The organism is Candidatus Micropelagos thuwalensis, assembly GCF_000469155.1.
In the GTDB taxonomy this organism is placed as follows: domain Bacteria; phylum Pseudomonadota; class Alphaproteobacteria; order RS24; family RS24; genus Micropelagius; species Micropelagius thuwalensis.
In genome coordinates this window covers 19,990-42,063 of sequence record NZ_AWXE01000004.1, presented here as the reverse complement: position 1 = coordinate 42,063, position 22,074 = coordinate 19,990, and the positions used below count along the sequence as shown (strand labels likewise).

Annotated in this window: 24 protein-coding genes, 1 tRNA gene and 1 pseudogene; 19 read left to right on the top strand and 7 right to left on the bottom strand. The window is 43.0% G+C overall.

Annotated features, from left to right (window positions below):
• Positions 1-75 precede the first annotated feature (75 nt).
• Positions 76-507 carry a CBS domain-containing protein gene (locus RS24_RS04790; protein ID WP_021777059.1) on the top strand — a complete coding sequence of 144 codons (432 nt, stop codon included), beginning with the start codon at positions 76-78 and terminating at the stop codon, positions 505-507.
• A gap of 11 nt (positions 508-518) precedes the next feature.
• Here RS24_RS04790 and hisI read toward each other — a convergent pair whose 3' ends face one another.
• The gene (gene hisI, locus RS24_RS04785; RefSeq protein WP_021777058.1) at positions 519-992 is read right to left on the bottom strand and encodes a phosphoribosyl-AMP cyclohydrolase; all 474 of its coding nucleotides are present in this window, start codon (positions 990-992) and stop codon (positions 519-521) included.
• Positions 993-1,049: 57 nt separating this feature from the next.
• Positions 1,050-1,682, bottom strand: coding sequence for a GTP cyclohydrolase I FolE (folE, locus tag RS24_RS04780; protein WP_021777057.1), 633 nt, complete (start codon positions 1,680-1,682; stop codon positions 1,050-1,052).
• 319 nt (positions 1,683-2,001) lie between these two features.
• Between folE and cysS the strand changes: the two genes are divergently transcribed.
• Both cysS and RS24_RS04770 read left to right on the top strand, forming a co-directional pair.
• Positions 2,002-3,351, top strand: coding sequence for a cysteine--tRNA ligase (gene cysS, locus RS24_RS04775; RefSeq protein WP_021777056.1), 1,350 nt, complete (start codon positions 2,002-2,004; stop codon positions 3,349-3,351).
• A 22-nt stretch (positions 3,352-3,373) separates the two neighbouring features.
• Complete coding sequence (locus tag RS24_RS04770; protein WP_038300833.1) at positions 3,374-3,814, top strand: iron-sulfur cluster assembly scaffold protein; 441 nt, start codon at positions 3,374-3,376, stop codon at positions 3,812-3,814.
• A gap of 15 nt (positions 3,815-3,829) precedes the next feature.
• Here the strand turns inward: RS24_RS04770 and RS24_RS04765 are convergent, their stop codons facing one another.
• Positions 3,830-4,030 carry a hypothetical protein gene (locus RS24_RS04765; protein ID WP_021777054.1) on the bottom strand — a complete coding sequence of 67 codons (201 nt, stop codon included), beginning with the start codon at positions 4,028-4,030 and terminating at the stop codon, positions 3,830-3,832.
• A 75-nt stretch (positions 4,031-4,105) separates the two neighbouring features.
• Here RS24_RS04765 and yidD point away from each other — a divergent pair, with 75 nt between their 5' ends.
• From yidD to RS24_RS04740, 5 genes are all read left to right on the top strand, one after another.
• A complete protein-coding gene (gene yidD, locus RS24_RS04760) occupies positions 4,106-4,420 on the top strand; it encodes a membrane protein insertion efficiency factor YidD (protein ID WP_081696242.1) in 315 nt (104 codons plus the stop codon).
• Positions 4,417-6,378, top strand: coding sequence for a threonine--tRNA ligase (gene thrS / locus RS24_RS04755; RefSeq protein WP_021777053.1), 1,962 nt, complete (start codon positions 4,417-4,419; stop codon positions 6,376-6,378). The genes yidD and thrS overlap by 4 nt, the downstream gene beginning before the upstream one ends.
• Positions 6,379-6,723: 345 nt before the next feature.
• On the top strand, positions 6,724-7,311 hold the full coding sequence (locus RS24_RS04750; protein ID WP_021777052.1) for a nitroreductase family protein: 588 nt from the start codon (positions 6,724-6,726) through the stop codon (positions 7,309-7,311).
• Positions 7,308-8,681, top strand: coding sequence for an MATE family efflux transporter (locus RS24_RS04745; RefSeq protein WP_021777051.1), 1,374 nt, complete (start codon positions 7,308-7,310; stop codon positions 8,679-8,681). Before RS24_RS04750 ends, RS24_RS04745 begins: the two co-directional genes overlap by 4 nt.
• A gap of 41 nt (positions 8,682-8,722) precedes the next feature.
• Entirely contained in the window at positions 8,723-9,961 is a 1,239-nt protein-coding gene (locus tag RS24_RS04740; RefSeq protein WP_038300754.1) for an MFS transporter, read from the top strand.
• Here the strand turns inward: RS24_RS04740 and RS24_RS04735 are convergent.
• Positions 9,958-10,716 carry an NAD kinase gene (locus RS24_RS04735; protein WP_021777049.1) on the bottom strand — a complete coding sequence of 253 codons (759 nt, stop codon included), beginning with the start codon at positions 10,714-10,716 and terminating at the stop codon, positions 9,958-9,960. The two genes, RS24_RS04740 and RS24_RS04735, sit on opposite strands and share 4 nt — an antisense overlap.
• Before the next feature lie 74 nt (positions 10,717-10,790).
• On the opposite strand from RS24_RS04735, the gene glpK reads away from it, so the two are divergent.
• Together glpK and RS24_RS09740 are read left to right on the top strand one after the other, a co-directional pair.
• The gene (gene glpK / locus RS24_RS04730; protein ID WP_021777048.1) at positions 10,791-12,290 is read left to right on the top strand and encodes a glycerol kinase GlpK; all 1,500 of its coding nucleotides are present in this window, start codon (positions 10,791-10,793) and stop codon (positions 12,288-12,290) included.
• Positions 12,291-12,334: 44 nt separating this feature from the next.
• Positions 12,335-12,799, top strand: a complete 465-nt coding sequence (locus RS24_RS09740) for a c-type cytochrome (protein WP_021777047.1) — start codon at positions 12,335-12,337, stop codon at positions 12,797-12,799.
• Positions 12,800-12,823: 24 nt separating this feature from the next.
• Here RS24_RS09740 and RS24_RS04720 read toward each other — a convergent pair whose 3' ends face one another.
• Positions 12,824-13,468, bottom strand: coding sequence for a cytochrome b/b6 domain-containing protein (locus RS24_RS04720; protein ID WP_021777046.1), 645 nt, complete (start codon positions 13,466-13,468; stop codon positions 12,824-12,826).
• A gap of 77 nt (positions 13,469-13,545) precedes the next feature.
• Between RS24_RS04720 and RS24_RS04715 the strand changes: the two genes are divergently transcribed.
• Positions 13,546-14,241: a glutathione S-transferase family protein gene (locus tag RS24_RS04715; protein ID WP_131443737.1), complete on the top strand. Its 696-nt coding sequence runs from the start codon at positions 13,546-13,548 to the stop codon at positions 14,239-14,241.
• Positions 14,242-14,256: 15 nt separating this feature from the next.
• On the opposite strand, the gene RS24_RS04710 is transcribed toward RS24_RS04715, so the two are convergent.
• Both RS24_RS04710 and trhO read right to left on the bottom strand, forming a co-directional pair.
• Positions 14,257-14,925: a glutathione S-transferase gene (locus tag RS24_RS04710; protein WP_239642402.1), complete on the bottom strand. Its 669-nt coding sequence runs from the start codon at positions 14,923-14,925 to the stop codon at positions 14,257-14,259.
• Positions 14,926-14,930: 5 nt separating this feature from the next.
• Positions 14,931-15,917: an oxygen-dependent tRNA uridine(34) hydroxylase TrhO gene (gene trhO, locus RS24_RS04705; protein ID WP_051295618.1), complete on the bottom strand. Its 987-nt coding sequence runs from the start codon at positions 15,915-15,917 to the stop codon at positions 14,931-14,933.
• A gap of 143 nt (positions 15,918-16,060) precedes the next feature.
• Here trhO and RS24_RS04700 point away from each other — a divergent pair.
• The 8 genes and pseudogenes from RS24_RS04700 (at position 16,061) to RS24_RS04665 (ending at position 21,943) form a co-directional block, all read left to right on the top strand.
• Positions 16,061-16,136 (top strand) — tRNA-Thr (locus RS24_RS04700).
• Positions 16,137-16,264: 128 nt separating this feature from the next.
• Positions 16,265-17,295 (top strand): annotated as a pseudogene (locus tag RS24_RS04695) (NAD-dependent epimerase/dehydratase family protein).
• A 15-nt stretch (positions 17,296-17,310) separates the two neighbouring features.
• Entirely contained in the window at positions 17,311-17,667 is a 357-nt protein-coding gene (locus RS24_RS04690) for a DMT family transporter (RefSeq protein WP_021777040.1), read from the top strand.
• Between the two features lie 25 nt (positions 17,668-17,692).
• Positions 17,693-18,064 (top strand): hypothetical protein, encoded by a 372-nt coding sequence (locus RS24_RS04685; RefSeq protein WP_021777039.1) that lies wholly within the window; start codon positions 17,693-17,695, stop codon positions 18,062-18,064.
• Entirely contained in the window at positions 18,057-19,544 is a 1,488-nt protein-coding gene (locus tag RS24_RS04680; RefSeq protein WP_021777038.1) for a GMC family oxidoreductase, read from the top strand. Before RS24_RS04685 ends, RS24_RS04680 begins: the two co-directional genes overlap by 8 nt.
• A 10-nt stretch (positions 19,545-19,554) precedes the next feature.
• Positions 19,555-20,427 (top strand): prenyltransferase, encoded by an 873-nt coding sequence (locus RS24_RS04675; protein WP_021777037.1) that lies wholly within the window; start codon positions 19,555-19,557, stop codon positions 20,425-20,427.
• Between the two features lie 12 nt (positions 20,428-20,439).
• Positions 20,440-21,492, top strand: coding sequence for an NAD-dependent epimerase/dehydratase family protein (locus RS24_RS04670; RefSeq protein ID WP_021777036.1), 1,053 nt, complete (start codon positions 20,440-20,442; stop codon positions 21,490-21,492).
• Position 21,493: 1 nt separating this feature from the next.
• Complete coding sequence (locus RS24_RS04665) at positions 21,494-21,943, top strand: divergent PAP2 family protein (RefSeq protein ID WP_021777035.1); 450 nt, start codon at positions 21,494-21,496, stop codon at positions 21,941-21,943.
• Positions 21,944-22,074 lie beyond the last annotated feature (131 nt).

The following is a 22,074-nucleotide window of genomic DNA, read 5'->3' as shown; positions in this document are numbered from 1 at the left end:
TTTTTAATCCTCAAAAGCCTTGCCCTTGCATCAAAATTTTTATTGATACAAAATATCTTCAGGAGGATGAATAATATGAATGTTAAAATGATCCTTGGCGATAAAGGGACGGACGTACTTACTATTGATAGTTCCAACAAGCTTTCCGACGCCATTGCGGTGCTCGAAAATCGCTCAGTGGGAATATTGGTCACAACAAGCCCTGAAGAACCTATGGCAGGTGTTATTTCCGAAAGAGATGTTGTGCGTGCTCTGTCCAATCATGGAGCCCCAGCCCTTGAAAGACCAATAAGCGATTTCATGTCATCTAACCCGGTCACCATTACAAATGAAACAACTGTTGTTGAGGCGATGGAAATTATGACCGAAAAACGCATTCGTCATTTGCCGGTTATTGATGAAGGTAAGATTTGCGGTTTGGTATCAATTGGTGATGTCGTTAAACGACGCATCATGGACACCGAGGCTGAAGCCGAGGCACTAAAAAGTTATATTGTCGCCGGGTAAAGTTTAATGCTTTAAAGCTTTGTTGGGTTCGGCGCGTCGCCGTAAACCTCAACAGGGTCAAAGACCTTGTCGTGCTCTTCGAACTGAAGCGTTAGCTTCTCATCGACAGCACCCGTAGGTACGGAACGATAAAAACAGGACCGGTAGCCGACATGGCAACTTGCGCCATTACCAGCAACTTTTACGCGCAACCATACCGCGTCCTGGTCATCATCAATCCGCATTTCAACGATATTTTGAATCAGACCGCTCGTCGCGCCCTTATGCCAGATGGTTTCGCGCGAACGACTGTAATAATGCGCTTCTGCGGTTTCGATTGATTTCAGGAAAGCCGCTTCATTCATGTAGCCATGCATGAGCAATTCGCCGGTTTCATGGTCGGTTGTGACGACGGGGATAAGCCCATTCACATCAAATTTAGGCGCGAGTTCGCTACTTTCCTCGACCTGTTCAACTGAAATTCTTTCCGAAAATGGACCTGACATTTTCAACACCCTTCAAGATCGGTTAGAACCGAAGTGATTTTGAGCGTCTTTATACTGCTAGTTGTTAATCATGGCAAGGAAACGGGCTTCCATGCGCGGATCATTCGCAAAGACCCCAGTAAACCTTGTCGTAATGGTAGCTACATCAGGTTTTTTAATGCCGCGTGTGGTCATGCATTGGTGTTTTGCATCAACTAACAAGGCAACGCCTGCTGGTTCTAGAACGCGCTGAATGCAATCGACAATCTGGGCGGTCATAGTCTCTTGCGTTTGTAAGCGCTTGGCGTAAATTTCTATAACCCGTGCCAGCTTTGATATGCCAACCACGCGCTCGACAGGCATGTAGGCAATGTGCACTTTGCCAAGGATAGCGACCATGTGGTGCTCGCAGTGACTTTCCAAATCGATGTCACGGAGCATGACCATGTCGTCATAACCTTCAACATCTTCAAAAGTGCGACCCAGAACTTCCTCGGGGTCTTCCTCATATCCTGCAAAAAACTCCTGATAGGCATTAACAACACGCTTTGGTGTATCAATTAATCCCTCACGATCCGGGTTGTCTCCAGCCCATGCAATCAGAGTTCGGACAGCTTCCTCGGCTGTTTCTCTTGATGGTTTAGCCACTTTCACATCTCGCTCATTTTCGACATCATTAACATTTTTTGAGTCGTTTACTCGTACATCCATTGTATTCTGCCTCTTGCCTGGGAATAACGCCCCGGCCTACGTCAGGCACATTTTCATGGGATTTTCTTGCCCGTATTAAATGCCCGTGTTCTGTTCTGGCACCCACATGTCACGACTTATGCCATGAAGCGTAAAAGTGTTCGCCGCTAAATCATGCATAGGGTTTTGCGTAAAACCCATAACAAGCTATCAAAAATATAGCTTCTGCTTTTTTAGGGTCAAGCACAAGCTATGACTAATGTGCTTTACGAATAATTTTAGTCTTTGGATGAAGGGCTTTACTTGTTTTAGTCTTGAAAGGGGCTTATTGTGCGGCAAAATGCAGTTAAAACTATATAGTCTTGCCGCCAGAGAGAAGCTGGATTTTCATCCCGTTGATCCTGACAGGGTAACCATGTATGTCTGCGGCCCTACTGTTTATGGGCCTGCACATATTGGTAATGCGCGGCCAGCCGTTGTTTTTGACGTCTTAGCGCGTCTTTTAAGATATCTATATCCAAGACTTATTTATGCACGCAATATCACGGATGTAGACGATAAAATTAATGCCAAGGCGGCTGATGCAGGTGTGGATATTTCGGTAATTTCCGACCTTTTTAAGGCGAAATACCACGAAGATATGTCGCTTTTGGGGGTTGCCGCCCCTGATATCGAGCCGCATGCCACCGGACATATCGAAGAAATGATTGAGATGATTGAGCGCCTCGTTGTGTCGGGTCATGCCTATGAAGCGGAAGGACATGTTCTATTTGAGGTTGCAAAAGACCCCGAATATGGCTCGCTGTCAGGCCGCAACCGTCAGGATATGATTGACGGGGCCAGAGTTGAAGTGGCGCCTTATAAACGTGATGCAGCTGATTTTGTGCTGTGGAAACCTTCATCTAAGGATTTGCCGGGATGGGACAGCCCTTGGGGGCGGGGACGCCCAGGATGGCATATTGAATGTTCCGCAATGATACAAAAACATCTTGGTACGACCATTGATATTCATGGTGGTGGTCAAGATTTACAATTCCCGCACCATGAAAATGAAGCCGCGCAAAGTCGGTGTACGCATAGTGCACCTTTGGCGCGTTACTGGTTGCATAATGGTATGTTGAATATGTCCGGAGAGAAAATGTCCAAATCTCTCGGAAATATAGCTTTGGTGGAGGATTTGCTAGCTGATGCCCCCGGTGAGGCATTGCGGTTGGCGCTGTTGCAGGGACATTATCGTCAGACCCTAGATTTCACGCCGTCTCTTCTGCAGCAATCTGTCAAAAACCTAGATCGTCTCTATGGTGTCTTGCGAGATGTAGCGGATATTGAGGCAAAGGATGTTGCCCCGCCTGAAGCGTTTTTGGCAGCCTTGTGCGATGATATGAATACCCCAAAGGCTTTGGCTGAACTTTTTGCATTCTCTAAATCAATTGAAACAGCCGAGGCAAAAGGGGCTTTTCTCTCGGCGGCAAGCTTGCTGGGCTTGCTGCAGCAATCTCCGGATGACTGGTTTGCTCAGGCCGCTGCCAGCATAGACCGTGATGAGGTGGAAGCACTTATTGCAGAACGTGCCGAATCGCGTAGCGCCGGTGATTATAAGAAGGCTGATGCGGCACGAGACAAGCTGACTGCGATGGGTGTCGTGATTGAAGATGGCCCCAGCGGGACAATATGGCGACTCGCCAGATAGGTTAAACTGTTCTAATTTTTTCATTATGGACGCTTTATACAGCCAGAAAATACTAGCCCTTGTTGCTAAGATTGACCGCATTGGTCAATTAGATGCACCTGATGCGCGTGCTTCAGCCGTGTCGAAACTTTGCGGGTCTAAAGTCTGTGTGGATATGAATATGCATGACGGCATTGTGACCGATTTTGCACATGAGGTTGAAGCCTGTGCGCTTGGGCAGGCCTCCTCGGCGATTATGGCGCGGGAAATTATCGGCGCTACGCCAGATGAACTGCGTACCGTGGCGCGTGACATGCGGCGTATGCTCAAAGAAAATGGCGACCCTCCACAAAATTCTGATAGAGGCGGTAATTGGTCAGAGCTTAGCTTACTCGAGTCAGTTCGAGACTATAAAAACCGTCATGCCTCTACTCTCTTAACATTTGATGCCGTAGAAGATTGTCTCGCCCAGCTTGGTGTTTAATCGAGAGTTATAACTCTAAGCTGTCAGCATCTTCCAATAAACAGGTAGAGCCAACACCAATCCAGCGACCAAGTATAATCCCCAATGGAACCCAAGAACTTCAGGGCAGAGCTTTGCAATCAATAAAGCAAAGAAAAAGACACTAAGTTTGATGAGGCCAATATCATACCATTTAAAATTTATTATTTTACTTTCTGCCCATTTTATATAATTCATCCGATTGTCCTCTATCTTGTTTTTTTAGGGTGTGTTCACACTGGTAATATAACGAACCTTTAATATGATAGTGCAATGAAAATCGTATCTTATTTTTTTCGTGGTTTGTTATTGGTACCGATTTGGGGCTATCGATTTCTGGTTTCCCCCTTTACACCGCCAAGTTGTCGGTTTGAACCGACATGCTCAAGTTATGCGGAAAAGGCGATACGCCAGCATGGAACATGGGTAGGTTTCTGGCTGACACTTAATAGATTGTCGCGTTGTCATCCGATAGAACGGTTCGGAGGGGAAAGCGGATTTGACCCCGTACCTGTTGAGATTTTACCTGCACCTTGGTATGCACCTTGGAGATTAAAAGCTACACAGGCAGAAATGAATAAAAAATGATTACACTCACTCTTCCGGACGGGGCTACACGGCAATTTGATGAACCTTTGACTGGCATTGCCTTTGCCGAGTCGATTTCAAAATCGCTGGCAAAAAAAGCCTTGGCACTCAAAATCAATGGTGAGGCTGTTGACTTGGCGACAGTAATTGACAGTGATTGCGAGATTGCAGTTTTGACAGCTTCTGATGAGGAGGGCGTTGATTTGATGCGCCACGATTGCGCGCATGTTTTGGCGGAGGCTGTTCAAGAGCTTTTTCCTGATACACAGGTGACGATTGGTCCGGTCATTGAAAACGGCTTCTATTATGATTTTGCCAGAGAAACCCCGTTCAGTTTGGACGATCTGGAAAAAATTGAAGCACGCATGCGGGACATTGTTGACCGCGACGAAGAAATTATCCGTGAGGTGTGGAACCGTGACGAGGCCATTGCTCATTTCCGAAATATTGGTGAAATTTATAAAGCCGATATCATTGCGTCCATTCCTGCCGGAGAGGATGTGAGTGTCTATCGACAAGGGGATTGGAAGGACTTATGCCGTGGGCCACATCTGCCATCAACTGGGAAGCTGGGTAAGGCATTTAAACTCACCAAACTGGCTGGCGCTTATTGGCGTGGCGACAGCAATAATGTAATGCTACAGCGCATTTACGGAACTTGCTGGGGGAATGAAAAGGATCTGAAAAGCTATCTCCATATGGTGGAAGAAGCTGAGAAACGCGACCACCGTAAACTTGGTAGGGATATGGATTTGTTTCACTTGCAGGAAGAGGCACAGGGCTCGGTTTTCTGGCACGCCAAGGGATACACAATCTGGCAGTCGCTTGAACAATATATCCGTCGTCGGCTGACTGAAAATGACTATCAGGAAGTTAAAACCCCGCAAATTCTCGATAAGAAATTTTGGGAGCAATCCGGACACTGGGAAAAATTTCGTGAGAATATGTTTGTTGTGCCCGACGAAGTGCCGTCACTTGAGGATGAAGAAGCTGTTCTTTCTGGGGAGGGGGAACTCATGGCTTTAAAGCCTATGAATTGCCCTGCACATGTTCAGATTTTCAAACAGGGCATTAAAAGCTACCGCGATCTTCCGTTACGTATGGCTGAGTTTGGTTGTTGTCACAGAAACGAGCCGCATGGCGCTTTACATGGTTTGATGCGCGTTCGGCAGATGACACAAGATGACGCGCATATTTTCTGCCGCGAAGATCAAATTATTTCGGAGGCTGTTGATTTTTGTAATCTTGTAAAGCAGGTCTATACAGATCTTGGTTTCGAGGATGTGAGTGTTAAACTTGCCTTACGTCCTGAATTACGCGCCGGTGGAGATGATGTCTGGGATCGGGCAGAAGATGGTTTACGTTCTGCTTTAAAAGCCGCGAGCCTAGATTGGGAAGAATTGCCGGGTGAAGGCGCCTTTTATGGACCAAAGATTGAATATCATCTGCGCGATGCCATTGGTCGAACGTGGCAGTGCGGTACGTTACAGCTTGATTTTGTTTTGCCCGAACGTCTTGACGCATCCTATGTCGGTGAGGATGGCAATAAGCACAGACCGGTCATGCTTCACCGTGCGGTTCTCGGAACGCTTGAACGGTTTATTGGCATTATGCTGGAGAGCTATGCGGGTAAGTTGCCGCTTTGGTTGGCCCCAGATCAGATTATGGTCTGTCCGATTACGACTGAGGCGGATAGCTATGGCGTGACAGTGATGGAAGCTCTTAAAGAAGCAGGCTTGCGCGCGGGCATTGATTTGCGTAACGAGAAAATTAATTACAAAGTTCGGGAACATTCGGTGTCGAAAATTCCGGTTATTCTTGCTGTAGGGGGGCGTGAAGCGGAAGGGCGGACCGTTTCCATGCGCAGATTGGGTTCAAAAGAGTCTCAGATTTTGTCGCTTGATGAGGCCGTGCAAATGCTCGCAGCTGAAGCAACACCTCCCGATTTGAGAGTTTAGATATTATCTTAAAGCATGAGGTCGAATTTCAGCTAAAGTTAGAAACCATTGCCATTTGAGGTTTTAATCCCTTTGCGAATATTCTCCATTGTACAAAAGATAGTTGGCATGGGCAAAATCTTTACGGGGTACGACGTGTCATCCACATGAATTAGGTTTTGAGTGACGATGTTGTCAAAAAAGAGCTAAGACGTCACTCTATCAGTGCTAAACTCAAAAAATTCACCTCGATTTTTAAATCAGACTAATCGCTATATATCTAACTATTTTTCAAATCAGTTCCTAAATTTGGGCAAAGCTGGTATTGACCTATATCTTGGTGAATATGTTTCCGTCGAGAGTTTCATGACCAACTATCAAACATCACAACTTCATGAGTTTCTAAAATCGCGTCGTTCTGTTATGGCGCGCAATATGACGACGCCCGGGCCGACAGAGTCACAAATTAAAGACCTTATAGAAATTGCAGCACGTGTTCCCGACCATGGCAAATTGGCGCCTTGGCGGTTTATTGTATTTGAAAATGAGGCCCGTGAAATAGCTGGAAAAGGTTTTGCCAATATACATAAGCAAAATGTGCCAGAGGCAACCGATGAAGATTTGCAATTGGAAGTAAACCGCTTGCAACGCGCGCCGCTTGTGATTGGAGTCGTTGCTTCGCCAAAAGCACATCCGAAAATTCCAGACTGGGAGCAGTTTTTGTCTGCGGGTGCGGCATGTCAAAACCTCCTCACGGCAGCACAAAGCATGGGTTTTGCTGCACAGTGGCTCACCGAATGGATTGCTTATGATACGAAAGTCGCCTCCTTGCTGGGACTTAATGAAAAAGAAAAAATTGCAGGCTTTATTTATATTGGCACAGCGATGGAACCGCCAAAGGAGCGTGCCAGACCCGAAATTAACGACGTTTTAACTTACTGGCCCTCTCAATGAGCCGTCCCCCACGGAGCTTATGGCAGGAAATTGCCTCTCTGGTCGAACTGGCTTGGCCAGTTGTCATCAGCCGGGTAGCCATTTTCAGTCTTGTGGTCGTCGATACGATTATGGTTGGACGCCATGCCTCTGACGAGCTGGCATTTCTGGGAATTGGTCTTGTGCCAAGCAGTATTTGTATATTGTTTATTGTCGGCTTGTTGATGGGGACGATGGTTAAAGTATCCAATCATTTTGGCGCAGGTCGTTATGAGGAGTGCGGTGCTAGCTGGTGGCGTTCTCTACCTATTGCAGCTGTGCTTGGACTTTTAGCTTTGGCTATTTGTGCTTGCGGGGAAACGCTTTTGACCTTGCTGGGTCAACCCTCTGAAATTGCTGAGGCAGGAGGCAGGGTTTCGATGATTATGGGCCTCGGCATGCCATTGATTGCGGTGCAAGTCACCACCGGATATTTTCTGGAAGGCATTAATCGTGTTCGACCCGGCATGATTATTATTCTCATCGTGAATGTCGCGAATATTTATCTAAATGATATTTTGATTAATGGTCGTATGGGGTTCCCTGCAATGGGAGCCGAGGGTTCGGCATGGGCAACCAATATTGTACGCTTAATTATGGTGGTGATGATTTTTGCTTATGTCTGGTTTATGCATGACCAGAAGAAATATGCAGTGCGTAGGCGTCCTCTTCGAAATTCCGATGCGTCGCGAGAGCAAAGACGTATAGGTTATGCTGCGGGGGTGAGCATGGGTATTGAAAATACGGCCTTCTCATTTCTGTCTGTTTTTGCAGGTATGATTGGTACACTCTCTTTAGCTACGCACACCATCACGATGAATTTTTTTAGCCTCTGCTTCATGCTTGGTCTTGGGGTTGGTACAGCAACGGCTGTCAGGGTCGGCAATGCGAATGGTGCAAAAAATTGGCGGCAGGTTTATAGGCTTGGCTGGATTGGGTTAGGCACTCAATTTGCGCTTATGTTACCGCTGACACTGTGTATGATTTTTTATTCGGATTATATTGTCGGTTTTTATTCATCTGATCGTGAACTTACTGCACTTGCGGCCAAAGTCTTGTCTTTCGCAGCCTATGCGATTTTGTTGGATGCGGGACAATCGCTTATTGCACAATCTTTCCGCGCAAGAGGGGATAACTGGTCGGCACCTGTTATTCATTTTATGTCTTTTGGCTGTTTGATGATTCCCATATCCTATATATCTAGTATCTATTTAGAGCGTGGTGTTTTTGGTCTCTATGATGGATTGTTTATCGGCTCCTTGGCCGCCCTTATACTTTGTCTGAATAGAAACATTATGTTGAACAGAAAATTGCCTTTAGATGAAGCAGGTGATGTGACTATTAATATGTGAAGCATATTGAGCTAAGAAGTAAGGCGCGAATATCGGTAGCTATGACATATTTTGAATTCATTAAAAAAAATGCGCGTTTTACCGGCTTTGGCATTATAACCATGGCTTTTTCAGGCTTTGGGCAAACCTATGTTATCGCCCTTTATAATAACCAAGTCCTAAAAAGTTTTGATCTCAGTAAGTCCGATTTGGGTTTGATTTATTCCATCGCGACACTGTCTAGCGGTCTTCTGTTGATGTGGTCGGGTTTGTTTGTAGACCGGATGCGCTTGTCATATTTTACGTCCATAACGTTATTTGGTTTGATTACGAGCTGCTTTCTTATGGCGTTTTCCTCAAATATTGTGACACTTTTTCTTGCCCTTTTTATGCTTCGACATTTTGGGCAGGGGCTTTGTACGCACACTGCTGGCACAGCTATCGCCCGCGCCTATAATAAAAATCGCGGGCGGGCTTTGGCATTGGCACAGACAGGGCTTCCATTGAGTGAAGGCCTTTATCCGATAATTGTGGTTTTTCTCATTCTGAATTTAGGCTGGCAACAAAGCTGGCTGGTCTTTGGTCTGTTTCTGTTGTTTATCGGATGGCCTCTCGTGCTTTGGTTGGGTAAGGCACAGCCCGTTCCCTCAACCTCCAGTGAGAACGAAACTAATCAAGAAATTGAAACAGGCATGTCGCGGATGGAAGTGCTAAAGGATTGGGCATTTTACCCTTTCACCTTATTTGTGCTTACGTCGCCACTATTGCTCACAGGGATTTATTTCCAGCATACAGTTTTGGTGGCTGAAAGAGGCTGGGATATTTCTACACTTGCCTCGGCTTTCATGCTTTATGCAGTTATCAAGGTTGTCATATCCTTGTTTACGGGCTTTATGATTGACCGTTTCTCAGCGGTTAATGTTCTGCCTTTTACTGCTATTCCAATAATTGGGGCTTATATTTTTCTTTTAAATTCGCATGCGCTACCGGAGACTTTGGCGCTATTTTGTTACATGTCGCTTGTTGGAATGAATGTTGGATCGATGGGGACATGTGGTGCAAGCTTGTGGCCAGAGCTCTACGGCACAAAATTCCTCGGCTCAATTAAATCCCTTACCGGCGCTTTTTTTATTTATGCAACGTCTCTCGCGCCATGGGTCTCGGGTATTTTGCTAGATAGTGGCTGGACTTTTGATAACCTTGTTGGGTTGAGCCTCGCCATTACTATGTTCACTCTATCGCTACTTTTGATGACTTTATTTGTTAAAAGAGGCTTGGGGCGTCAAACAGAAACTGTTTAATTAACAAATTGCTCGTTAAGAATACGTTCATCAAGATTGTGATCAGCATCGAATAAAATTTTCAGTTCAGTTGATTTATCCTGCTCAATATCAACCTCTGTCACATTTAAAATCTCAAAATTATCTGCCATGGCACTGACCGGGCGTTTCTCATAATCTAGGCATTTGATGGTTACCTTGGCATTATCGGGCAGAAGGGCGCCGCGCCAACGCCGAGGGCGAAAGGCAGAAATCGGGGTCAAGGCCAAAAGAGGTGCATTTATTGGAAGAATAGGGCCATGTACGGAGAGATTATAAGCTGTGCTCCCTGCAGGCGTCGCAACCATCACACCGTCACATGCCAGTTCTGATAATCTTTCTCGGTCATCAACCATGATTTTCAAATGTGCGGCTTGCGCGGATTTGCGTAATAAAGAAACTTCATTAATGGCCCGTGCCTCTTGTTTTGTACCCCCAATATCGGTTGCGGTCATTCTTAGCGGGCTAAGTTTATTTTCAACGGCTGCTGTCAGTCTATCTTCCAAATTATCTGGGCTATAATTATTCATCAAAAAACCGACAGAGCCACAATGCATGCCAAAAATTTTCTGATGGGTATCCATGCTTTTTTTGAGGCATTGCAACATAAGACCATCACCACCGAGCGCGATGATTATGTCGGCGTCTATTGCATCGACAATATCATAACGTTTGGAAAGTTCGGCGTGGGCTTCTTGCGCCTTGGGTTGGTCTGTTGCGGTCAACGCTATTTTCATATGCGGGGTTCCTCTTTAATATAAAACAAAACGTAAAAGGTGTGACTCGTCAATAATTTTGATATGAAAGCAGGATGAGCGATAAAGTTATTCTCAGCATTGATCAAGGCACGACCTCCAGCAGGGCGGTTGTTCTTTCACAATCCGGTCAGGCATTGTCAATCGCACAAAAAGAACTGACACAGCATTACCCCGAGTCCGGTTGGGTCGAGCATGACCCTGTCGATATCTGGCAGGATACGTTGTCCATGTGTCGTCAAGCGCTTCAACGGGTGCCGAATGTTGAGATTGTGGGTATCGGAATTACCAATCAACGTGAAACGACCATTCTTTGGAACCGGCATACGGGGCAAATTATTTACCCTGCCATTGTCTGGCAGGATCGCCGTACAGCAGATTTTTATGACGCCCTGAAAAGTCAAGGGCATGAAGAGATGGTACATGCCCGCACCGGGTTGTTGCTTGATGCTTATTTCTCAGCCGGGAAAATTAAGTGGATATTGGATAATGTGGCGGGCGCTCGCGCAGCCGCAGAAGCGGGTGACCTGGCATTCGGAACCGTGGATAGCTGGCTTATCTGGAATTTGACCGGCGGTAAGGTGCATGCCACGGATGCGACAAACGCATCGCGTACAAGTCTCTTTAATATTTCTACCAACGCATGGGATGAGACCTTATTGCGCCTGTTCGATATTCCGGCGGCCATTTTGCCAGAGGTTAAAGAATGCGCGGATGATTTCGGCATGACAGAGATCAGTTTATTTGGAACTGAAATTCCAATTGCCGGTGTTGCCGGAGACCAACATGCCGCAGCTTTCGGTCAGGCCTGTTTTCAGGTGGGCATGATGAAATCAACCTATGGGACGGGATGTTTCGCGCTGGTGAATACGGGTGCGCAGCAGGTGCAATCAACCAATCGCCTGATTTCTACGATTGCCTATCGTTTAAATGGCGAAACAGTTTATGCGCTGGAAGGCAGCATTTTTATGGCAGGTGCGATTATGCAATGGTTGCGGGACGGGCTGAATATGGTTCGTGACACATCTGAAACCGAAGCACTGGCTCTCGCTGCTGATCCAGATAATGAAGTTGTGTTAGTGCCCGCCTTTACCGGCTTAGGCGCACCGCATTGGCGTCCTGAGGCACGTGCAGCGATTATGGGATTGACCAGAAATGCGGGAAAGGCCGAGATTGCTCATGCTGCTCTGCAAGCTGTTTCGTTGCAAACAGAAGACCTTTTAATTGCCATGCGCTCCGATATGTCTGCACAAGGTTTATCATCCCCGTCACATTTACGGGTCGATGGCGGCATGGTGAATAATAATTGGTTCGTCCAAAACCTGTCGGACATTACCGATATTCCAATTGACCGTCCTGTCACGGTTGAAACGACGGCTCTGGGCGTGGCCTATCTTGCCGGATTGCAGCAGGGTATGTTTGATACGCTTGACGATATTACCGAGAAGTGGCAACTCGATAGAAGTTTTAAACCGCTTATGCCTTCGGCGCGGCGGGAGACGATTTTATCACGCTGGTCAGGGGCAATTTCTAAGATTTTGCATGACGAGTCTTGAATTAAGTGAGATAGTAGCGCTGCCTACAATATTGGGAGGGAATAGTGTTTAAAAGATTTTTTATTCTGTTGGGTATTCCTGTTTTAGTCGGGGTATCGCTTGCAGGTTTGGAACCTCTAATGGCGCAGAATGACGAGGCCATCAAGGCGGCTCAAGAAGAAAGAAAACAAAGATTTAAAGCCAGTGGTGCATCTATGAAAGCCCTGTATCGTGAACATCTTCCTGCGGAAGATTATCAGGCCATCAAAGCTGAGGCGACGGTTCTGGTTAAATGGGCCAAAGATATGCCTGAGGCATTTCCATTCGGTAGTGACAGCGATAATGACGAAGCCAAGCCGGAAATATGGACAGATTTTGAAGGATTTAAATCTGCTGCCAAAGCATTTGAGACAGCGTCTTTAGACCTGCAAAAAGCGGCAGAACAAAATGATATCAGTTTGGTTAAAACCGCGCTCGGTAGTGTTGGTGCGAGTTGCAAAGCCTGCCATAAAAAATACCGCGAAAAATAAAAAGTAAATTGGTATCAAAGCTGACTAGTGTAAAAGTGTCAGGCTCCAACTCGCCAGAACACACGCTACCATGACAGCAAGCCCTGAGAGGGTTGCCGGTTTACATTGATTCTTATTCTCTAAAAGCAGGTTACCTTCCTGTGCTTTGCCTGTAATCATTTGCGATACGAGTTTCTCTTTGAAAAAAATGCGATGGCAAACTATTGCGATGAGATGTAGAGCAATAAGAGATAGAATTAAGGGTGGCAAAAATTGATGCAAACTTCCTGCAAATTTTGTGAACATCGGAAAAACATTATAAAGCGGGCCGTCATAAATTATATCGTCAGTGGAAAGTGTGCCGGATAGCGCTTGTAACAAAATAACTGACAACAAAGCGATGACCGATAAAGCGCCAATCGGATTGTGTCCAAATGAATAAACTTTTTCACGTCCGATAAGTTGGTGTAGGTAGGCAAATATTGCGCGCGGCCCTTTGACAAATTGCGCGAAGCGGGCAGTTGGGTAGCCAATGACACCCCAAATAAGACGGAAGGCCAGTAGCCCCAAAATTGTCAGCCCGCATTTTTCATGCGCTAGCATCCAATCATTCTGAATGGTGATGAACGAGCCACAAATACTGAGAACGAGTAGCCAATGAAAAATGCGTATAGGTAAATCCCAGACCATGACAGCACAATATCAGAGTTTGTTAATCCCGTGAAGTTTGTGTAAGTTTCAGGAATATTCAACGGAAGGGGTGTGTCGTGAAACTTAAACTATATGGGGCGATGTTGTCGCCATTTGTCCGCAAGGTCAGAGTTATGTTGGCGCTTAAAAAAATCGATTATGACATTGATGTTCAAGTTTCTCCGTTGAGTGTGCCTGAAGGCTATGAAAAAATTCACCCTCTCAAAAAAATCCCAGCTCTGATGATTGACGATGGCAACAGAGAAATTGCCCTCGCTGACAGTTCAGCAATTGCAGGATTTCTCGACAAGCTTCAGCCTAGCCTGTCTTTTTATCCCACAGATCCGATAGACTACGGGCAAGCACTTTGGCTTGAGGAATATGGCGATACATTTATTGCCCTGAATTGCACCTTTGGCGTTTTCGGAAATGTTTTCTTTTCTTGGGCGCGGGGCGAGACCTATGATGCCGAAAAAATAAAAATAGCTTTTAAGCATATGGAAGAAGTTATTACCTATATTGAGTCTATTCTTGGTGATCGTGACTGGTTAATTGGGGATAGGATGACGATTGCCGATATTGGTGTTATGACTCATTTCTTCAATGTCGAACATGCGGGGTATCGCCTAACTGAAGCCGACTCACCAAAACTTTACGCGTTGAAGAAACGTATTGAGGAACATGCAGATATCGCACCCATACTGGCGGAAGAACGCATAGTTATTCAAAAACTTAAATTTGAAAGCCCTGACCTGACTGCTTTACGTCACTAGTTAGCCATTACCTGCTCAGTGCGCTGGTGGAAAAACCACAGGGTCATCCTCATCTTTCCAAACTTCATATTTATGCATGACGGTATTGAATATATCTGAGGTCAGAAAGTTTTGTAGCCAGAGGTGCAAATCCTCCAACTGGTTTTGCGAGTCAAACCAATCGCTATTGGCGATCCGACATTGTCGAATAAACGGTAAAATTGCGTAGTCAACCATACGTGCTTCCGCGCCGAACAGCCAGTTATTGCCATTGAGCTGAGCATTTAACTTTTCGAGTGTTTCGAGACAACCATCTCGGTGGGTTTCAAGATTTTCTTTTTCATATCTGTCTGCATATTTATAACGATCAAGATGATGTTTAAACGGCCCGTCATTTTCTTCAATGAGTTTGGTGGCCAGAAAAATTTCATTGGATGTGTATTCAAGCCAGCCAAGCGGGTCATTATTGTGTAGCGCCCAATACATGATATCAAGGCTTTCATCTAACACCCTGCCATCTGGTAACCACATAACCGGCACCGTCCCTTTTGGGGATAAGGTCAACATGCTTGCAGGCTTATCCCGCAAAAGAATCTCGCGATGTTCGCAAATTTGTTCGCTGGCGAGTAAGGCAAGCCGTGCCCTCATGGCATAAGGGCATCTTCTGAAGCTGTAAATAACTGGAACTGACGGTAACGCGACCACGTGTTTTAACTCTCATTCATATCTTGAAAACTGCCTATGTGTGCTTCCCCTCTTTGCTTGGCGAGCTTCACCTGTTTTTGGCGGTCTGAAAACCTTTTAATCTGGGCCTCGCTCAGATTGTCGATACATTTAGGGCACGATATTCCAGGGCGATAAGCGGGGTGTTGTTTTTCTTCTGATGATAAAGGCATGCGACAGGCATGGCACATATCATAGCTTCCTGGCTGTAAATCGTGCCCGACAGAAACCCGACCATCAAAGACAAAACATTCACCCTGCCATTTACTATTATCTTGTGGGATTGTTTCGAGATATTTGAGTATCCCGCCTTTTAGATGGAATACATTTTCAAACCCTTCTTGTAGCAGATAGCTTGTAGATTTTTCGCAGCGTATCCCCCCCGTACAAAACATAGCGATATTTTTGGGCTTCTTATCTTTAATCAGAGGTTTGAGCTTATCTTCCACAAAATCGGCAAAGTCACGGAAGCTTGATGTTTCTGGATTAACGGCATTTTCAAATGTGCCGATGGACACCTCATAATCATTGCGTATGTCAATCACGAGCGTATCTGGGTCGTCAATCAGGCGATTCCAGTCTGCTGGGTCAACGTAAGTACCCACCGTATTCGTCGGGTCAACAGCGGGCTGACCGAGTGTGACAATTTCTTTTTTGAGGCGGACTTTCATCCGATAAAAAGGTTGTTCTTCCGCGAAAGAGAACTTTACTTCTAGGGCACCTATGGCGGATACTCGTTCAAGTCGTTCAAGAAAACTACCAATTGCCTCGCGGCTACCGGCAAGCGTGCCGTTAATGCCTTCATGCGCCAGCAAAAGTGTGCCGCGCACACCTGCCTTACGCGCGGCTGTTTGAAGCGGCGGGCGTAGCTCCTCAAATTGGGGGAGGGATGTAAATTTATAAAGTGCAACAATCACCACAGGTCTGTCCGCAGGTGGTTGTGGGACTTTATCTATCTCAGAGAATGTTGACATTCCGTTCATATGAGAAAAATGACGTTATTCATGATGAATTTCAAGCATAATGAGTTTTTATGAGAAGTTAGTCAATTACTATGAATTTTCAAAAAAATGCTGGAAAAGCATTTACATAGTCGTTATACAAATTCTTGTTTTAAGCCGGTATAGCTCAGTTGGTAGAGCATCTGATTTGTAATCAGAGGGTCCGCGGTTCAAGTCCGTGTGCCGGCACCATTTTTCTAAAATTTGCGGCATTTAATTGATTTAAAATATGTTGCAAATAGCTTCTTATTAAGAACAACAAGTTGCATCAAACATAGATACTAATTACTTAATTCAAATCAAAAGCTAGAGGTTATGAAATGTATTTGGTCACCGGTGGAGCCGGTTTTTTTGGTGAGACGTTGGTTCTTAGACTTTTAAAGGCGGGACATAAAGTTACTTGTTTTGATTTAAATCCCCCGCAATATGAACATCCCAATCTGACTATCGTTCAGGGTGATATCAGGGATAGAATTTCAATTATTAAGGCGCTAGAGAATGTAGAGGTTATTCATCATAATGTTGCTCAAGTTCCTATAGCAAAAGATCGTAAGCTTTTTTGGTCAGTAAATTATGAAGGGATGAAAATCCTTCTAGATGAGGTTTTAAAAAAAAGGTAAAGCGATTTGTTTATACATCTTCTAGTGCAGTTTTTGGGATTCCTGATACTAACCCTGTTAGTTCATCATCTAAGCCTAAACCCCAGGAAGATTATGGAAAAGCTAAATTGGCTGGAGAAAGTTTGTGTCATGAATATTCTCAAAAAGGGTTAAGTTGCTCTATTATACGTCCTAGAACTGTGCTTGGAACAGGCAGACTTGGAATTTTTCAAATTTTATTTGAATGGATTTATCAAGGGCGGAATATTCCTGTTATTGGGTCTGGTAAGAATATATATCAGTTTGTACATTCAGACGACCTAGCTACTGCATGTATACTTGCTGGCGATGCCAAAATTGATGGTATTTTTAATATTGGTACAAATCGATTTGGCACAATGAGAGATGCTCTTGAAAATTTAGTTCGTCATGCTGGTAGCCAATCACAAGTAAAGTCAGTGCCAGCAAAATTGACAGAAATAGGTATGAACGTCACAAGCGCTCTAGGTATTTCGCCGCTTGGCGCGTATCACTCTTTAATGTATGGTAATAGTATGTTTTTTAACACCGATGAAGCTTATAAATCGTTAGGTTTTGAAGCTAAGTATTCGAATGATGAAATGTTAGCAGCTTCATATGATTGGTATTGTGATAATCGATCCGACATTTTAAATGGAAAAATAGTTGGTTCAAAACACCAATCAGCTATGAAACAACGTATATTACAAATTGTTCCCTACTTTCTTGTTTGATGGAAGGTTAAGCCTATGAAGTGGGCAATGTTTTTTGTTTTATTGGCAGGCATTAATTCTACAATAGGTAATATATTATTAAAAATAAGTCGAAAGGGTATATCTAACGATAGCAGTTTATATGAGCAATACATATCACCTTATTTCTTATTAGCACTAACCTTCTATGCCCTTAATGTGATTTTATTTGCTAAAGCACTTGATTATCTACCAGTCAACGTTGGTTACCCAATTTTGGCTGCTAGTGGTTTCGCAATATTATCTTTATCATCATTCCTTATTCTTGGTGAAAGTCTTAGCTTTATCCAAGTATTAGGTATATTCGTAATTATTATTGGTATTTGCATGCTTTCTTATTCCTTAACAACTTAAAAAAAGAAATTGGATAGAATTTATTATGAGCTTGCAAAAATCTTACAAGTTAATATCAGATGCATTGCTTCCAGATTTCCCAGTAGTTTCTGAAGTAGAAAAAACAAAAATCGTGGACGACGCATCTATTTTCATTCAAAAACAAATAAGCCTACAGCCATATTTCATTCTCGTGCCTATTCTAGTTCTGGTATTTTTAATGGCAGTCACTATACGAATTGCTGGCCCTTCATTTATTGTTTTTTGGCGCAAAATACCTGGTGGAAAAATGGTTGAAAGGTTATTTCGTTCTCTAGTCATTATAAAATTTATGGAGAATGAAGAAGTTTTGTCATTGTTGGGCGAAAAAACTGGTAAAGAAAGAATTGAAATTTATAGGAAAAAAAGGAATGTCTGATCACAATCTTCATAAAATTGAAAACCTTGATTGTGATGTATTAGTTATTGGCTCTGGCGCTGGTGGAGCATCAGTTGGTAATGAATTAGTAAATGCAGGTTATGATGTGCTTATGCTTGAAGAAGGCGCATCTATTCCATTTGAAAATGCTCCAGAAACATTGTCAAAAAGTTTCAATAAAATGTGGCGAGCTGGAGGGCTGACGTTAGCAAATGGATCATCGCCTGTTGCATATGCTGAGGGAAGTTGTGTAGGGGGTAGCACTGAAATTAATAGTGCTATATTTCAAAGGACCCCCGAAGAATTATTGGAAAAATGGGCCTCAAAATACTCCATAGAAAATTTTTCAGCTGGAAAGCTTCTCCCTTTTTATGATCAAGCTGCTAGGCTTGTAAACGCATCATTTACTGATGGGAGTCTTGGCCTTCACTCAGAAATACTGCGAAAAGCTGGTGAATTAAAAAATTGGGGGGTCATGCCCTTGGAGCGCGGCCAGAAAAAATGCGTTGGCACCAATCATTGTTCAATTGGGTGCCCAACTGGCGCAAAACAGTCAATGTCGACATCAGTTCTTCGGCAATATACAGATAATGGTGGAAGGTTAATTTCTCATTGTCGAGTAGAAAGGCTGATTAAATCTAAAACTTCTGTTAAAAGTGCTCGGGCTAGAGTGAAAAATAAAGAAGGTATTTATCAAACTATTAAAATTACGGCTAAGTATTTTTTTGTATGTGGAGGTGCAACTCAAACACCAAACTTATTGCTTAAAAGTGGATACAAAGCCCCCGTTGGAAGCGGTTTTAAATTACACCCAACAATACGTATTTTAGCAGAATTTGATGAGAAAATTAATGCTCAGAGAAGCCGACTGCCTCTTTATGCAATAACAGAATTTTTACCTAATTTTAGAATCGGTGGTTCCATAGCTTCGCTACCAACTTTCGGAATGTTTTTAGCTGAGGACTGGGAATTTAGATCGCATATGATGCCATCTTTTTCGAATATGGGGATGTATTATGCTATGGCAAGAGGAACAGGTGTAGGCAAGATTAAATCCATTCCATATTCTAAACATCCATATGTTAGCTTTCAACTTTCCGAAGAAGATTGGGAGAACCTAGAAGTTGGGCTGCAAAGCTTAGCAGTTTGTTTATTTGAAAGTGGCGCAAAAAAGATACAACCATCGATTGCAGGCATGGATGCTTGGGACTCCATTGACGCAATGTATTCGGCTCTATCTGGAGGTCTGCCCCGTAAAATGTGTAATCTTATGACAATTCATATTTTTAGTAGCATTGGTATGGGTGAAAATCCAAAAATAAGTGCCGCGAACTCTTACGGAAAAATATGGGGTAGTGAAAATTTGTATGTTGCAGATGCCAGCTTAATACCTGAAGCGCCCTCGGTTAACCCGCAAGCAAGTGTCATGGCTCTAGCTTTACGTGTAGCAAAAAATTTTATAGAAAAAAATGGAAAATAATTGAGGGTTGATGAGACGTTTTATTAATTATTGGTTGTTATTGAGGCCTAAGCAGTGGATTAAAAATGGCTTTGTAGTTGCGCCTTTATTTTTTTCAGGAAATTTTATATCACCTGATACTATAATTTGTTTTATTAGTTTCCTCTCATTCGCGTTGTTATCGAGTTCTGTTTATATCCTAAACGATTTGACAGATATTGAGGCTGACAAACTTCACAAAAAAAAGAAGATACGTCCTTTGGCTTCTGGAGCGATAAGTAAATTTGAAGCAGTTACAATTATGCTTTTGCTTCTTAGTTGTATTATTGCTTTAAGTATATCATTCAATTATTCTACAACAGCTAACTTGTTGCTATTTTTATATGCTATCATAAATCTAGGATATTCTTTTGGCTTAAAGCATATACCTATTCTTGAACTTTTGATGGTGGCCAGCGGGTTTGTTATTCGCTTAATGTTTGGTGCATCTACATTAGCTATAAGCCTTTCTCCCTGGATAATAATGTGTACAGGTTTACTATCACTGATGTTGGCTGTAGGTAAAAGACGAGGAGATTTAGTTCAGAGTAACGATCAAAACTTAAAAAGGCATTCTTTAAAAGGTTACAATTTGACATTTCTTGATCAGATTAATACTTTTGCGGCCGCAGCTGTTTTCACTTCATATATAATATTCTGTACTTCCTCATATGCAATAACTCAGTTTGGCGAAGAGGTTCTTTCAACCTCAGTATTTGTGTTATTAGGTATATTAATTTATTTAAAATTACTCGCGGTTGATGGGTTGGGCGACGATCCAACATCCTTAGTTTTGAAAAATAGAGGAATAAGATTAACCGTAATTTGTTGGATAATAAATTTCATAATTATTATTTACTTTTAAAGAAACAATTTAATGATCGATTACTCAAAAATTATTTTGACGGGTGCAACTGGATGGTTGGGAAGTAGATTAGCGTTAGCATTAACCCGTGGCATTAAAGAACTAGGTGCAATTGGTAGTGGTGGAAAACAAATAAAATGCTTAGTGAAGAGCGGTGACAACTTTGATGATTTAGTTGATCTTGGTGCTGATATTATTGTTGGTGACATAACTAATCTAGATGACTGCCGTGCACTGTTAAAAGATGAGGAGGGCTGTCTCCTTATTCATACTGCAGGAATTATTCACCCTAAACTTTTTACATCAGATTTTAGTCGTATAAATGTATATGGAACTAAAAATCTTCTAAATGCGGCAGCGACATTTAAAGCGTCAAGATTTTTAGTTATTTCTTCTAATTCTCCGATTGGTTGCAATCCGTCTCCGGAGCATCTTTTTACTGAGCGATCACCGTTTAATCCATATATGAAATATGGAAAATCAAAACAAGTTATGGAGACATTTCTTCAAGGAGCGATAAATTCTAAAGGTTACCCTGAAATATCTATTATTCGACCGCCTTGGTTTTATGGCCCTGGGCAACCGCCACGGCAGACAGATTTTTTTAGAATGATAAGGGACGGGAAATTTCCTCTTATGGGGGACGGCCTAAATAAGCGTTCTATGGGGTTTATTGATAATTTAGTCTTAGGAATATTATTAGCTGCTTACTCAAAAAAAGCAGCTGGAGAAATTTATTGGATAGCTGATGAACGCCCATACACCATGTTAGAAATTGTAGAAACAGTCAAAAATGTTATGAGAAATGAATTTAAAATTGAAGTTAAAGAAAATAATCTTCATGTACCATCATTCATCTCTGATTTTGCTAGGATAGCTGATATGCTAACTCAATCGGCTGGTCTTTATAATCAGAAGATCCATGTATTATCTGAAATGAACCAAACTATCTCATGTGATATAAGCAAAGCCAAAAGTGAATTAGGTTTTCAACCTATTTGTAGCATAGATGAGGGTATGCGCCGGAGCATAGATTGGTGCCTTAAAAACAATCAGGAATTTTGATTTGCAAACGCCATATTATATTTTAGCTCCAATAGTTGGATATTTTGTTGCGGGTGGTTTAAAGTTTTTCTTAAATTCATTAACATACCGAAAATTGGCATTCAAAAATATTGGCATGGGAGGTATGCCAAGTACTCATAATTGTATTTGCTCGTCTACTTTTTTTACAATTGGGATTGGGGAGGGATTTTCATCACCAGTCACCGCAGTTGCCTTCACGGTGTCAATCATAGTTGCAATTGACTCAATGGATCTAAGACAAAAAATTGAGGCTCATGCCTTACTTATTGCTTCTGAATTGGGAAAAGTAAACAAACAAGCAAAAAATTTGCGAACCTCTATTGGCCACAAGCCAAAAGAGGTTTTAGCCGGTTGGCTACTCGGGGTAATCATTGCACTGTTTTTAACTGAAGGGCAGTTTTTATTATTTCAAGTTTTACTATCTACCTAAAATTAATACGTTTAACTTACTTATAATTTCTTCAATACGACGATTTCGGTATTCAGCCTAAAGTCGAATTTTATAGTTTATTAAGGACTGTTATGAAAATGTTTTGCCTTAATTTCATTAGATAAATTTAC